The sequence below is a fragment of the Actinoplanes lutulentus genome (genome assembly GCF_003259845.1).
In the GTDB taxonomy this organism is placed as follows: domain Bacteria; phylum Actinomycetota; class Actinomycetes; order Mycobacteriales; family Micromonosporaceae; genus Actinoplanes; species Actinoplanes lutulentus.
In genome coordinates this window covers 84,079-97,542 of the sequence record NZ_QLMJ01000015.1, presented here as the reverse complement: position 1 = coordinate 97,542, position 13,464 = coordinate 84,079, and the positions used below count along the sequence as shown (strand labels likewise).

Here is a 13,464-nt window from a genome sequence, read left to right as displayed (position 1 = left end):
AGCCGGCGGCGAAACCGCTAGCCGGCCTCACCAAGACGGGCCAGCCACCCACTGATCTCGGAACGGGCCTGGCCGATGGACTCCGCCCGCCCCCGCAAGCCATCGGGCAGCTGCCCGGCAGCATCGCGCAGCAACGCCGTGACACCGTCCGCCGTCTCCTGCGCCGTCTGCTGCCGCACCGCCACCCAGCGGGCGTACAGATCACCGGTCTCCTGCGCGTCAAGCCCGCTGTTGACGGCACCACGCAGCGTCCGCAGCAACCGCAACGTCTCACCACGGTTCCCGCCCGTAGCGACATGAACCAGCGGCACGCTGATCCAGGTCGTCGGAAGCAACGCCAGCAGCGGACCCCACAAACCTTGATCAAACAGCTGGACCCAGCCGTCACCGAGGTTCTCGAACCGATACTTCCCGGCATCCGCCGACACCGGCGACACCGGAACCGCCGACACACCGGCACCCGAAACCGGGAAAACGGCATCGTAATGCGCCACCGCGCCCTGCTGAACCGGCGACAACACCGCCGCGTACGCCGCGAAAGAAGCCGCCACCGCCTCCTCGACAGCATCCTTCGCCGCGGTCAGCGCCGCATTGATCTCCTGATCGATCTCCCGGGCCCGCTGCTTCGGCAACGTGTCCCGGCGCGACACCAACGACTCCCGGTCATCCACCACACCACGAACACGCTGAGCCTGCGCCTGGACCACCGCCGCCACCGGCTTCCACGCCGCCGCCCGGCTCGACTCCTCCGCCGCCCGCAACGCCGACGACAGCCCGTCCGTCGCCGCCCCGAACGCGCGACGATGCAACGCCTCACGCTGCTCCACCGCCAACCGGCCGGCCCGCAGATCAGCGAACAACGCCGCCCGCTCACCCAAGGCGGCATCCAGCTCCCGGAGCAACGCCGCAGCAGCCCCCGCCGCCGCGACCCGCCCATTGCGCCGGGCATGCTCACTCACATGACCCACCAGCGCCTGCCACGCTACCCGCTGGTCCGCCGCCCGCGTATCGCCGCCCGGCGCCAGCGACAGCAGATGCAGCACGAACACCGCCGGATCCTCACCGTCGAGGGGGAGTAGCTGCCGCATCGCCTGCCCGCGGCGCTCCACCTCCACCGCCACCTTGTCCGGCTGCACCCACGCCGGATTCGTCTCGTTCACCACCACCGTCGCCAGCCGCATCCCGGTATGACCGGCCCGAGCCTCCTGCAGCACCTGCGCCGCCGTCGACATCCCCGCCCTGCCCGGGATCACCAGCACCAGCGTGCAACCCGACCCCGTCAGATACCGGCGCGTCGCCTCGGCAACAACGGGGGAGACACCCAGCGCCCCGGGCAGATCAACCAGATGCACGCCGTCCCGCAACAACGGATGATCGATCAGGACCTCACCACGCAGCACCCCGAGCCGGTTGTCCTCGTTGTGCTCCTGCAACAGGTACCGATCGAACTCCTCCCGACCGGCCACCCCATCGATCACCTCGCCGTCAGCACCGTCCGGCCCCGCGAGAACCACCCGGTACCACGGCGCACGATGCCTGCCGTACCGGACATGCAACGGCGCCACCGTGCCCGGCAGATACCGCGACACCGGACTGACGTCCACCCCCAGCAGAGCGTTCACCAACGTCGACTTACCGGCCGCCTCACCACCGGCAATCAACAGATGACTGCGCTCGAACGCCGTCCGGGCCGCGGCGACAGCCGCCACCAGCCCCGGCGCCGACCCGCGCACCTCCACCATCCACCCGGAAACCAGGCCGAGCAGCTCCTCCAGATCCACCACCTCCGGCTCAGGCATCACGCAACGCCTCCAGACCCGTGATGTCCGAACCGAACCGCGCATCCTCATCGGCAGCACGCAGGACAGCCAGCACCGCCGCGAACTCCGCACCGTACTCAGAGCCCGCCTCGGCCAGCGCCACCACGATCCGCTCCCGATCCGAATACGGCAGATCCAGCACCGCATGATCCGGATCCACCAGAACGTCCAGCGACCGCCGTACCGCAGCGATCGCCGCCGCCGGATCCCCACGCCGAGCCAGCCGGGCCGCGGTCTGCAGAAGATGGAAGGCCGGATCAGCGACCTGATCCAGCGCGACACCCGAATCCAGCGGCAACTCCCGCGGAGCGGCCGGACCCAGCAGCGCCGCCGCGTCATCGAACCGAGCCCGATACCGCAACCGATTACCCAGGTAATACGCGTCGACGGCAGCCGTCACCACCGCGGCCACCGCCCGCGCCGCCACATCCACGTTCACCCGGGCCCGATCCGCATCAGACTCCGGCACCTCCAGCTGATGACTCGCCGGCAGACCGGCGTTCATCTCGGTGACCACCTCACGCGTCCAGAACCGCGGCGCGGCCAGCCGATGCCGGTAGACATTGCGAATCATCTCGGCCGCGTCATCCGCCCCCGGCCGCAGATGACAGCCACCCAAACCGATATCCAGCTTGTCGTGGAAAAACGTCGTCTGCACGATCAGCGTCGGAATCCCGTACAGGTCGTTCCAGTACAGACCCGCATGCGGCCACGACAACGTCCGCATCGCATCATGCAGAATCACCAGACCGTCACTGACCAGCTGACGGCGCAACGCGTCGATGATCGCGTGCCGCAACCCGTTCCACTGCGGCTCCGCAGTGCCATGCGCCCGCGGCAACAACACCACCAGCGGCAGGGCCGACAGATCCGACGAGATCAGCTGCAGGCTCTCCCGCAGATGCCCAGGACCTTCCTCGACTGGATACGTATCCAGCCCCACCCGGGCCTTCATCGCCGCCAGCTCGTTGTTACGCCGCAGCCGGCTCTCCAGCTCCGCCACCTCATGACGCCGCGCCGCCCGCACCGCGTCCAGCGCCAAGTCCCGCTCGAACCTGCGGTCCGCCTCACCGGAGGCGAACGCACGCTGCTCCGCACGGGCCACCGCGGCAGCCTTCAACTGCCGGTGAGTGTTGAAAAGCGATGCCGCCGCCTGCGCTGCCGAACCCACCTGGAACATGTCGACCACGCGGGTCTCCTTCACGGCTCATCCAGCGACACGCCAGACGTTAGAAGATCACCGGAACGCGGCACATCCGCCTCAGCGGCGACGCGTCCGATCCGATCTCCCGATGCCGTTCGTACACAATGCTCCGTCAGATCGCCGTCACCCGATGGGTACGGCGTTTGCGCTGGCGGCCGTGGATCTTCTCCCAGGCCGCGTCGGCCGCACGCGTCCACACCGTGAACCGCGCCTCGTCCTCCTCGGTCCAGACCGGAGCCGGCACGCCCAACTGTTCCGCGATCCTGTTGAGCGCCTGCTGCCTGAGAGCGATTCCGTCGTCTGTCACATACTCACCGTAATCATCGGAGAGGGTCGTCGGCAGCCCTCGAACGGGGCATTACAGGTGTGCAGGTGCCATATGTCACCCGGTTTCACCCTCCCAGGTCGTCACTCACCGTGACCGACCGGTCGGGCGAGGGTCACGGCAGGGGAGAGGTCGCCGGCGTTTGACGCTTTGGCCGCATGTCGCGTGCCGGCTGCCGGAGGCGAGCCCAGCTGGCGAGGGGATGGGTCGCCCACTTGAGACGGCGGCACACCCATGCGCACGATCGTGGCTGTGACGGTTCTCGCCGAGCCCCGGTGCTGGTCGAAACTGTCGATTCAGGCGTCAGCGCGGCAAAGCCTGTTCTGCCGGTCCGGCACCCCTCCCCGTACCTATAATTCCTGGGTCGATAATGTATATTATGTCAACTTGGCTCCAGGAGGGCCCTCCTGAGAAGGGTTCGGAACGGCTGTTTTCCGCGCTCCGCGCCGATTCTCGCCCCACCTCCTCGACAGCTCGGCCGGAGACGATTCGCGGGCTCAAGACAAGGCGGATGGCCGGCCCGGCGGCACGGAAACAGCGCGAACACCGTCGGCCGCAGCGGAATCTCGGCTGAACCGGATCGGTCACGTGCCCCCGGCATGATCCGCCGAGGCGCCCCCGCCCGGGGCTCCTGCCGATGGGGCTCAGAAGCGCCTCCCTACCCCGCCTGAGCGGGGCTCTTTGAGCACTCCAAGGGCGGCGCTGGGTGGCTCGATGCCGGGCTGCAGAGGCGTCGGAAACGGGTGATAACACCGCACATCATTCATCTCGTGTCGCGATCAACAGTTGGCCTACCAGCGCAAACGGTGATAAATGATGCATAATGGTCCTTATGCATGACACTGGAATCGGTACGCATGTTGACGAATTCCTGGCGGCGCGGGCCACCCGGAAACCTTCGGTGCACACGCTTTCGGCGTACCGTCGTGATCTGGGTCTGGTGTTGCAGCTGGCCGAGCCCGCGCCGCTCACGGTGAGTGACCTCTCCCCTCGCGTCCTTCGTTCGGCGTTCGCGCGTTTCGCGGCGGACCGCGCCCCCGCTTCCGTTTCCCGGGCCTGGTCGTCGTGGAATGCGTTCTTCACGTTCCTGGTGACTGAGGGTGTGGTGGCCGGTAATCCGATGTCGGCGGTGGACAAGCCTCGGCAGGTGGCCCTCTCCCCCAAACCGCTGCGGGGTGAGGACACGCCGGAGATGTTGTTACGCACGGTGAGTACGGCGGATGAGCGGCAGCGGGATCCGTGGCCGGAGCGCGACGTCCTGGTGCTGGCGCTGGCCTTGTGTGCGGGTTTGCGGTTGTCGGAGATGCTGGCGTTGCGTGTCGGTTCGGTGTCGGGGCGTGACGGTGAGCGCCGGGTCGAGGTGTCGGGTAAGGGTGGGCGGCCGCGGTCGGTGCCGATCGATTCCGGTCTGGACGCTGCGGTGGGGCGTTATCTGGATTCGCGGCGGGTGCGGTTCGGGCGGACGGCGGCGACCGCCGCGCTGCTGGTGGATCGGCGTGGTGAGGTGTTGCAGCGCGGGGGTCTGCAGTATCTGGTGCAGTCGTGTTATCGGCGTGCGGGTATCGGGGATCGGGTGCCGCGTGGGGCGCAGTTGCATGCGTTGCGGCACACGTTCGCGACGCGGCTGGCGGAGGACGGGGCGAACGCGTCGGAGATCATGCGGTTGATGGGGCATGCGTCGTTGGCGACGTCGCAGAGCTATATCGAGGTCACGGCGGACCAGCAGCGGGCGGCGGTGCGTGCCAATCGGACGAATCGTGTGCTGCGGGAGCTGGCCTGACCTGTTCGGCGGGCGGAAATCAGGCGAGAATGCGGGGCATGGACGAACCTGAGGAGCGTTTGCTGGGTCTGGGTCGTCGGTCCCTGTTTGTGGCGGGTGCGGTCGCGGGGTTGTTGACGCTGACCGGGTGTCCGGGTGGTGGGGACGGCGATGATGATGACGATGACGACGATGGTGGGGACGACGACTGACAAGAGTCGGGTCTGGATCTAGGTTTCCCACGGCGCCACGGTTCGCGCGGCAGGCTTTGTCGCATGCGGATCGTGGCGTTTTGGTGTCCTGTCAGCTGCCGAACGCCGCGTTCATCGCCAGGAAGATCAAGGGCGCGGCCAGGGCCGCGGAGAAGGTTCCGGCCAGGAACGCCGACGGTACGATCCGGGCCATCCCGATGGTGATCAGCCAGGAGACGAGCATGTAGCCGAGCCAGAGTGGCGCGCCGGCGATCAGGCCGATGGTCAGCATCGACTCGGAGGTGAGGCACCAGGACTGTTCGGCGCAGTCACGTCCGCCGGTGAGGATCTCGGACTCGACGATCAGGACGACGGCGGTGACCACGATGCACCAGGCGAGCGCGACCAGCACGGCCCCGTCGGTGCGGATCTTGGCGCGCTCCCATGGTTCGTGTGTCTCGTCCCCCATGCTGATCATTCTGTCATTGACGTGCCTCGTTGTACGGGTCCGGAACTGTCGGGGGGTCCGTCTAGGTTGGCGTCATGGTTGCGGATCTGAGTGAACGTCCCAGCGCCCGGTGGCGCCGCAGTGTCGAGCAGCAGCGGGTGCGGGTGGCGGCGGGTGAGCTCGCGGCCGACAAGGCGTATGCCGCGCAGCTGTGGCCGGCTGGTTTCATCGCGGCGATCGACGCGGTGCTGGCGGTCTATGAGCAGGAGGTCGCCGGGTGGGGCGGCTCCCCCACCAGCGGCTCCCCCACCGATGAGCAGGTGTGGGCGGCGGTGGAGCGGGCTGTGGTGGGGCTCAACGACGCTGACGACGGGCACATCGAGACCGGCGAGCGTGAGGACCTGGCGGAATATCTGGACAGGGTGCTCACCGGTGCGGGCGTCGACGTCGAGGCGCTGACGGCCGGGCGCGGTCTGGAGCGTGGTGAGCTGACCGACCAGTGGCGGGACTGGTGAGCGTGCGGCGGCTGCTGGTGCCGGGGCGCGGGGTGGCGTTGCCGGAGCACTGGTCGTGGCAGTGGGCGCGGGAACGGGCCGGCTTTCAGTGGGCGCCCGAGCCGCCGGGGCCGCCGTTCGAGCCGGAGGATCGGGTCGCGGATCTGCAGGCGGTGCTGTCGGCCGGTGACGGGCCGGCGGTGCTGGTGGCGCACAGTGCGGGTTGCGCGACGGTGGGGTTCTGGGCGCGGCGGCATACCGGGCCGGTGCGGGCGGCGTTGCTGGTCACGCCGCCGTGGGTTGAGGATTGGATGCCGCGGGAGCGGTTGCCGTTCCGGTCGGTGGTGGTGGCGAGTCGTGATGATCCGCATGCCACGTTCGCGCAGGCGGCGGCACTTGCGGCCGGCTGGGGTGCCGAGGTGTGGGACGCCGGCCCGGTCGGGCATCTGGATTCCAAGACCGGGTTCGGGCCGTGGCCGGCCGGTGAGCGGCTGGTGGAGGCGTTGGTGCGGGGTGCAGGGCTGCCCGCCGGGGCGTCAGCGCCCGGTGTGTGGCCGGCCGAGCAGGACCAGGAGGTGCCATAAGTATTTGATCAGCTGGGGGTCGTCGCCGGCGCGGGCTGCGCGGCCGATCACCTCGGCGTCAAGGACGGGACTGCCGAATCGTGCGGCGATGTCGCGGGCCAGCGGTGGGACGGCCGGGCCGCGCAGGTCGGCGGGGAATGCGTCGGCCGGTAGTGCGAAGCCGGTGTGCCAGTGCAGTGGGATGCCCAGGGTTCGCAGGTCGGCTTCGGTGGGCGTACCGATGAAGGAAGGGTCGGCGACGACGGCGGTGACGTGGTCGCGCAGGGTGAGTCCGCCGTGCAGTTGGGCTTCGACGTAGTCGTCGAGGGTGCGTCCCGGGTGGTGTTTCGCGGTGGCGAGGCCGGCCTGCCAGGACTGCGGGGAGTGTGCGGTGACGCCGAGGGCGGCGCCGGTGGTGGCGACCTGGTCGAGCAGGGCCTGCCGGATCGCGCCGAAGCGGTCGGCGGTGCCGACAGCGGTGGGTTGCAGGTGGCTGTCGCCGTGGCAGAACGTCGCCCGGTCCGCCACGCTGGGCCGCAGCACGAGGTGGCAGCTGCCGAAGCGGGGTGCGGCGCCGTCGGGGTGCCCGGCGAGGTTGAGGGCGCCGTAGATCGGGCGGCCGGTGACGCCGGTGTAGGCGCCGGCGAACATGTGGTGCTCCCACCGGTCGCGGTCTCCCCCGGGGTACGCGAGAAGGGCGCCGCTGGAGATCCGGGTTTCGAACTGGCTGCGGTAGACGCCCTCGGCGGCGAGATGTGCGGAGACCGGGCGGCCGTCGGCGAGCAGCCGGTCGGGGTGGAAGTTCACGGTGATCGGAGCCTGCGGGGCGGTGCCGGGCAGCCCGGCGGCGCGGACGTGGGCCAAAGCCCGGACGGCGGCCAGAGACAGCAATGACCGGGCATCGGCCCGGTCATCACTGTTCGGCGTGCTCACTTCGCGGTGATCGTGCCCGTCACCAGCAGCAGCAACAGCAGGGAGCCGAGTGCCAGCCGGTAGAAGATGAAGATGCTGTAGGAGTGCTTGGAGATGAACTTCAGCAGCCAGGTCACCGAGAGGTACGCGACGACGAAGCTGACCACGGTGGCGACGATCGTGTTCGTCCAGCCGACGCCGCTGGAGATCCGGTCGGCTTCGCTGACGCCCTGCAGGATCGAGGCGCCGGTCAGCGCGGGGATCGACAGGAAGAACGACAGTTTCGTGACGGTCACCCGGTCGAGGTCACGCAGCAGGCCGGCGGACATCGTCGCGCCGGAGCGGGAGATGCCCGGGATCAGCGCCATGCACTGCACGACGCCGATGATCAGCGTGTCTTTCCAGGTCACGTCTTTCTCGTTGCGGACCTGGGTGGCGGCGTGGTCGGCGAACGCCATCACACCGCTCCACAGGATCAGCGCGCCGGCGACGAACCAGAGACTGCGCAGTGTCGTCTCGATCGCGTCCTTGAACAGCAGCGCGGCGATCACGATCGGGATCGAGCCCAGCAGGACCGCCCATCCGAAGCGGAAGTCCTGGTGGTCGCGCTGTTCCTTGCTGAACAAGCCGCGGAAGAACGCCGGGACCACCCGGGCGATGTCCTTGCGCAGGAACAGGATGGTCGCGAGCACCGCACCGGACTGGATGATCACGGTGAAGGCGGTGATGTCCGGGTCGTCGATCGTGTGCCCGAACAGTTTCTCCAGGATCGTCAAATGACCCGTGCTGGACACCGGAAGGAACTCGGTGACGCCCTCGACCGCGCCGAGGATCACCGCTTCCACGATGCTCATATCCGAACTCAAGGTTTCCCGCTTTCCCGTAGCCAGCTTGAGAGCATAGGGGTGCCGATCACGCGGGGTTCCTCCGGGCACGGGCCGCCGGTCCGCGGGTCGGCATGTCCCCTGGCGTCAGCGCGGCCCGGTGGCGGAGAGCACCGCTGCGGGACCGGGACCATGCCGTATTTTCTCAGCTCTCGATCACATGTCCGTCCGCGACATGCCAGTGCCGGGTGTGGCCCACGGCATCGGCGAAGTACCGGTCGTGGCTGGCGAACAGCAGCGTGCCCTTGTACCGGCGCAGTGCTTCCTCGACGACGTCGAGGGCTTCGAAGTCGAGGAAGTTGGTCGGCTCGTCGAGCAGCAGGATCCGGGCCGGGCTGTTGACCACCACGGCCAGCAGCAGCCGCCGCAGCTCACCGGCGGACAGGTCACGGACCGGTGCGGTCCACTGCTCGGCCTCGAACTGGTGGCCGGTCAGCAGCCGTTCGGCGTCGTCGACGTAGACCGGCACCCGGTCGCGGAAGAAGTCGAGCACGCTGCGGCCGGTGCGCAGCCCTTCGTCGGTCTGTGGCAGCACCGCGACGTCGTCGTGCTGCTGGCGCAGGGCGTGCAGCAGGGTGGTCTTGCCGGCTCCGTTACGCCCGGTGATCAGGATCCGGTCGCCGCGGGTCACGTCCAGGTCGACGTGGTCGAGCAGGACCCGCTCGTCGTAGGCCACGGTGACGTCGCGGGCCTTGAGCACGATCTCGCGGTCGTTGGTGTCGTCGCCGGGGAACGCCAGGGTCAGTGGTGGCCGGGTGCGGGGCTGGGCGATCCATTTCACCGACGCCATCTGCCGGCGCAGCCGTCGCTCGCGCACTTTCGCCTTACGGGCCACGAGCCGGGCCACCCGGCGCAGGTGCGGGGCCTCGGCGCTGGACCGCGGTGCGGCTTCCACGCCTCGTGCGTACCCCATGGTCTTCGCGATGTCGGCTTCCCAGCGCAGCCGGTCTTTCTCCTGCGCCTCGAAGTCGAGCAGCAGTTTCTCCCAGCGGCGCTGTTTCTCCGCGCGGAAGGCGGTGTAGCCGCAGCCGGGATAGTCCTGCGGCTGCTCCTCGATGCCGTCGAGCTCGATGATGCGGGTGGCGAACTCGTCGAGGAACGCCCGGTCGTGACTGACCGCGATCACCCCGCCGGTGAAGTCACGCAGCCACTGCCGCAGCCACCGCGCGCCCTCGGCGTCGAGGTGGTTGGTCGGCTCGTCGAGCAGCAGCAGACTCGGTGTGCCGAGCAGCGCCCTGGCCAGCAGCAATCGTGCCTGCTCGCCACCGCTGACCGCGGCCACCGGCAGGTCGTCGGGCAGATGCTCGATGTCGAGGCGCTGGCGGATCTCGGTGAGCCGTGCCTCGGCGGTCCACCCCTCCAATGCCGTCCAGCGTTCCTGCACGGTCCCGAACTCGTCGAGCACGTCCTCGCCGGCTGCCAGGCGCGCTTCCAGCGCGCGCAGCGCCACGGTCACTGCCGCGAGCTCACCGAGACCCTCGCTCAGGAACGCGGCCACGCTCCCGTCCTGCCCGGGCATCCGCTGGGGTACGTAAGACAGCCGCGCGCCCGGAGCCACCGTGACCGCACCGGCGGTGGGTGCGAGCTCGCCCGCCAGCACGCGCAGCAGCGTGGTCTTGCCGGCGCCGTTGGGCCCGACGACACCGATCCGGTCGCCTTCGCGCAGGACCAGGTCGAGCCCTGCGAAGAGCAGGTCACCGTCGTGGGCCTGGCCGAGGCCGACAGCTTTGAGATGTGCTTTGGGGTGAGTGCTGGACACGGTTGCCTCCGGGAGTGTGCGACACCGACATGGGCTCGCCCGGGTGTGGTCACGGGCGTTCAGCGAAGCCGGGTCGCTCTCACATCGCCGGGGTGTGCTCCTTGTCCGAGGCGTCAGGTCCGGGTCAACCCTGCCCCACCGCTGTCCTTGTCGCAACCGCATTCGCCGGCTCCTCTCCGGTTGGCTGCCGTTTTCGTGGCCGGCTCCGACAATAGCTCGGTTGCCGATATATGACGAGGGGCGTACTGTCACCGGCATGGACCGCATCGACGACTGGCCGCCACCCGCTCCCGAGCTGGAGCGTGCCTACCGCCGGTTGCTGCTGGCCTATCCGGGCTCCTACCGGCGACGCCACGGCACGGAGATTCTCACGCTGCTGCTCGAGATGGCCGAGCCCGGCCGGCGCAGACCGCCGGCCGCCGACGCCTGGCATCTGATCGGCAGCGGGATCCGTCAGCGGTTCCGGCTGCCCGCCGCGCGTCCCCTCGCGTGGGTCGTGGCGCTGCTGGCGGCCCTGATCGGCGGCGGGTTCGGGGCCGCCGCCGGTTCCTGGGCCGCCCAGCAGAGCCTCACCGCGCTTCCGGACCGGGCCGGGTGGCAGCAGCTCGCCCAGCTGGTCGCACCCGGCGGCAGCGAGTACTTCACCGGCCTTCACGACGACTCCACCTACTTCGCACCCAGCTATGTCAGCGGCATCCCGGTCACCGTCTGGGATGGCGAACGGGCCCGCCACGAGCTGGCCGCCGCCGGCTGGGCGGTGGAGACGGCCCAGCCGGTCACCGGCCTGGTCGGCTTCACCGATCCGATCACCGGGGCGGACAGCAGGGTGCGCGTCACGGCGTACCGTTTCTCCGCCGAGCGTGGCGGCCTGGTCCTGCGCACTCAGGGCTGGGCGTACAACCGGCGTGGCTCCGTCAACCTGATGCTGTGGCAGCAGGACAACGGCACCCTGCTGCCGCTGTCGCTCGCCGGCGCCGTGACCGGCATGATCGCCGGCTGGTTGCTGACGGCGTCCGGTTTCCGCAGGCTGCGCAGGCCTCGGGCACCGCGGCCCTCACTGGCCGAACGCGTCATCATCGCCGCTGCTCTAGATCGCCCGCTGACCCAGACCACACCCGGGCACCGGGCGCCGCAACTCCCGCTGGTCGCCGGCACCTTGACGTGCCTCACCGTCGCCGCGTTCGCGCTGCCGGTGAGCGCCCTCTACGGCAACCTCACCGGCGTCCTGATCCGCGACGACGACCCGGTCACCCTGGTCACCGTGCACAGCGCGCTGTCCATCGGCGCACGGTGGCCGTTCGGTCCGCCCTGGCTCAACGCGGCCCTGACCGCGACCGGGCTGGCACTGACCCTGATCACCTTCCTCACCCTGCGGCACCGGCCCGAGCCCGTCCCCGCCACCACCATCTGAAAGGAGGCACGCCATGCAAGAACCCACCTTCCTGATCCTCACCGCGCTCGCGGCGCAGCCGCTGCATGGGTACGGCATCGTCCAGTCCGTGATCGACCTCTCCGCCGGCGAGGTCAAGCTGCGCCCCGGCACCCTCTACGGCGCCCTCGACCGACTCGCCGACCAGGGACTCATCGACGTCGACCGGGAGGAAGCCGTCGAGGGCCGCCTGCGCCGCTACTACCGGCTCAGCGACGACGGCGCCGCCATCCTTGCCACCGAGGTCGACCGCCTGCGCAAACGGGCCGAGACCGCCGCGACCCAGCTACGGCAGCGCCCAGGTGTGGTGCCCGGCCTGTCCCGCCTCGCCGGCCTGCACTCAGGTCTCAACGGATGACCGCCGGGGACTGGACCGGCGCCGGCAACGACTGGGCGCGGGTCGACGCAGCATGGCCACACACCGACGGCCAGCGCGTGTCAGCCCGCACCCAGTCAACTCACGCCCAGTCCACTCGCGCCCATTCAACTCGCAACGAGTCAACTCGCAGCGACTCGCCAGCCGGCGGCTCAGACGGCGAAGGCCCGGCAGACGACGGCTGGCCGCAAGCGGATCCGGGGCTGGAGCGCGCCTACAAGCGGCTGCTGCGCACCTATCCACCCGGCTACCGGCAGCGGCACGAGCCGGAGATCATGACCACGCTGCTGGAGATGGCCGAGCCGGGTCAGCAGCGGCCGTCCCGGGCGGAGAGCTGGCATCTGATCGCCAGCGGGATCCGCCAGCGTTTCCGCCTACCGGCCGGATGGCCGCTCGCCTGGGTCGCGGCAGTGCTGGTGGCCCTGATCGGCGGCGGGTTCGGGGCCGCCGCGGGTTCCTGGACCGCCGAGCAGACCTTCGCCGACATCCCCGGCCAGGCGACGGTCGGCGCCCTGCACGAGCAAGTCCTCGGGCGGCCCGGCGACGACACCAGTGTGCAGCCCGACAGCGGGTCGCCCTGGTGGGGCCGCATGGTCATGGTCAACACGTCGGTGCTGGGCTTCGACGGCTGGGACGCCGAGCAGGCCCGGCAGCGCCTCGCGGCCGACGGCTGGCGACTCGGCCCGACCACCCACCCGGCCGGCAGCGCGACCACCACCGACGAGCAGGGCAACGACGTCGAGATGGAGCTCAGGAGGACGGAGTTCCGTGCCGAACGAGACGGCGTGGTGCTGGAGGTCGACAGCCATCAAACCGAGCAGTCGGGGATGGTCGGCACCAGGCTGTGGTCCGCGGGCAACGCGACCCTGCTGCCGTTCACGGTGATCGGCATGCTGGCCGGCCTAACCGTGGGTTGGCTGTTCGCCGCCGCCGGTGTTCAGTGGCTACGGCATGCCGCACCGGCACGGGCGGGTCTGGGCGCGGCACTGGCCGCCGTCACCGTGGTGGTGCTGACTCTGCCGGCGGTCGCGTTCTACGGCAACGTGATGCGAGCGTTCCGCTACGCCGGCGGCGACGACGCGGTCTTCACCGTGCACAGCGCGGTGAACCCGGGAGCGTATTGGCCGTTCGGCCCCGAGTGGCTCAACCTGGCGCTGGCCGTGGCAGGCCTCGGGCTGGCCGCGGCGGTGCTGATCCTGACCTGGGCGGCGCGGTCAGGTGCTCGCGGCGGAGCCCGGTAGACCCAGACAGGCTGAACCCGGCCGGTCTCGTCACACCAGCCTCGTCAGGCCGGCCTCGT

Annotated in this window: 14 protein-coding genes; 7 read left to right on the top strand and 7 right to left on the bottom strand. The window is 69.7% G+C overall.

What is annotated here, in order from left to right; all coding sequences use genetic code 11:
• Positions 1-17: 17 nt before the first annotated feature.
• The 3 genes from B0I29_RS47530 to B0I29_RS28645 form a co-directional block, all read right to left on the bottom strand.
• Positions 18-1,799: a dynamin family protein gene (locus tag B0I29_RS47530; protein WP_111652213.1), complete on the bottom strand. Its 1,782-nt coding sequence runs from the start codon at positions 1,797-1,799 to the stop codon at positions 18-20.
• On the bottom strand, positions 1,792-3,024 hold the full coding sequence (locus tag B0I29_RS28650) for a hypothetical protein (RefSeq protein WP_111652212.1): 1,233 nt from the start codon (positions 3,022-3,024) through the stop codon (positions 1,792-1,794). The genes B0I29_RS47530 and B0I29_RS28650 overlap by 8 nt, the downstream gene beginning before the upstream one ends.
• A 112-nt stretch (positions 3,025-3,136) precedes the next feature.
• Positions 3,137-3,331 carry a hypothetical protein gene (locus tag B0I29_RS28645; protein ID WP_111652211.1) on the bottom strand — a complete coding sequence of 65 codons (195 nt, stop codon included), beginning with the start codon at positions 3,329-3,331 and terminating at the stop codon, positions 3,137-3,139.
• An 841-nt stretch (positions 3,332-4,172) separates the two neighbouring features.
• On the opposite strand from B0I29_RS28645, the gene B0I29_RS28640 reads away from it, so the two are divergent.
• Positions 4,173-5,129 carry a tyrosine-type recombinase/integrase gene (locus tag B0I29_RS28640; protein ID WP_181558012.1) on the top strand — a complete coding sequence of 319 codons (957 nt, stop codon included), beginning with the start codon at positions 4,173-4,175 and terminating at the stop codon, positions 5,127-5,129.
• A gap of 38 nt (positions 5,130-5,167) precedes the next feature.
• Positions 5,168-5,320, top strand: a complete 153-nt coding sequence (locus B0I29_RS45950) for a hypothetical protein (protein WP_181558011.1) — start codon at positions 5,168-5,170, stop codon at positions 5,318-5,320.
• 91 nt (positions 5,321-5,411) lie between these two features.
• On the opposite strand, the gene B0I29_RS28635 is transcribed toward B0I29_RS45950, so the two are convergent.
• The gene (locus tag B0I29_RS28635; RefSeq protein WP_111652209.1) at positions 5,412-5,768 is read right to left on the bottom strand and encodes a hypothetical protein; all 357 of its coding nucleotides are present in this window, start codon (positions 5,766-5,768) and stop codon (positions 5,412-5,414) included.
• 74 nt (positions 5,769-5,842) lie between these two features.
• Between B0I29_RS28635 and B0I29_RS28630 the strand changes: the two genes are divergently transcribed.
• Complete coding sequence (locus B0I29_RS28630; protein WP_181558010.1) at positions 5,843-6,262, top strand: hypothetical protein; 420 nt, start codon at positions 5,843-5,845, stop codon at positions 6,260-6,262.
• Positions 6,259-6,825, top strand: coding sequence for an RBBP9/YdeN family alpha/beta hydrolase (locus tag B0I29_RS28625; RefSeq protein ID WP_181558009.1), 567 nt, complete (start codon positions 6,259-6,261; stop codon positions 6,823-6,825). The genes B0I29_RS28630 and B0I29_RS28625 overlap by 4 nt, the downstream gene beginning before the upstream one ends.
• On the opposite strand, the gene B0I29_RS28620 is transcribed toward B0I29_RS28625, so the two are convergent.
• From B0I29_RS28620 to B0I29_RS28610, 3 genes are all read right to left on the bottom strand, one after another.
• Positions 6,778-7,737 carry a DUF3626 domain-containing protein gene (locus B0I29_RS28620; protein ID WP_245972795.1) on the bottom strand — a complete coding sequence of 320 codons (960 nt, stop codon included), beginning with the start codon at positions 7,735-7,737 and terminating at the stop codon, positions 6,778-6,780. The genes B0I29_RS28625 and B0I29_RS28620 overlap by 48 nt on opposite strands.
• A complete protein-coding gene (locus B0I29_RS28615) occupies positions 7,734-8,570 on the bottom strand; it encodes an undecaprenyl-diphosphate phosphatase (protein WP_111652207.1) in 837 nt (278 codons plus the stop codon). The genes B0I29_RS28620 and B0I29_RS28615 overlap by 4 nt, the downstream gene beginning before the upstream one ends.
• A gap of 175 nt (positions 8,571-8,745) precedes the next feature.
• Complete coding sequence (locus B0I29_RS28610) at positions 8,746-10,359, bottom strand: ABC-F family ATP-binding cassette domain-containing protein (RefSeq protein WP_111652206.1); 1,614 nt, start codon at positions 10,357-10,359, stop codon at positions 8,746-8,748.
• Positions 10,360-10,615: 256 nt separating this feature from the next.
• Here B0I29_RS28610 and B0I29_RS45945 point away from each other — a divergent pair, with 256 nt between their 5' ends.
• The 3 genes from B0I29_RS45945 to B0I29_RS28595 are packed head-to-tail and all read left to right on the top strand — an operon-like array spanning position 10,616 to position 13,405.
• Positions 10,616-11,770, top strand: a complete 1,155-nt coding sequence (locus B0I29_RS45945) for a hypothetical protein (protein ID WP_181558008.1) — start codon at positions 10,616-10,618, stop codon at positions 11,768-11,770.
• Between the two features lie 13 nt (positions 11,771-11,783).
• A complete protein-coding gene (locus B0I29_RS28600) occupies positions 11,784-12,146 on the top strand; it encodes a PadR family transcriptional regulator (RefSeq protein ID WP_111652205.1) in 363 nt (120 codons plus the stop codon).
• On the top strand, positions 12,143-13,405 hold the full coding sequence (locus tag B0I29_RS28595; protein WP_111652204.1) for a hypothetical protein: 1,263 nt from the start codon (positions 12,143-12,145) through the stop codon (positions 13,403-13,405). The genes B0I29_RS28600 and B0I29_RS28595 overlap by 4 nt, the downstream gene beginning before the upstream one ends.
• The last annotated feature ends 59 nt before the right edge of the window (positions 13,406-13,464 follow it).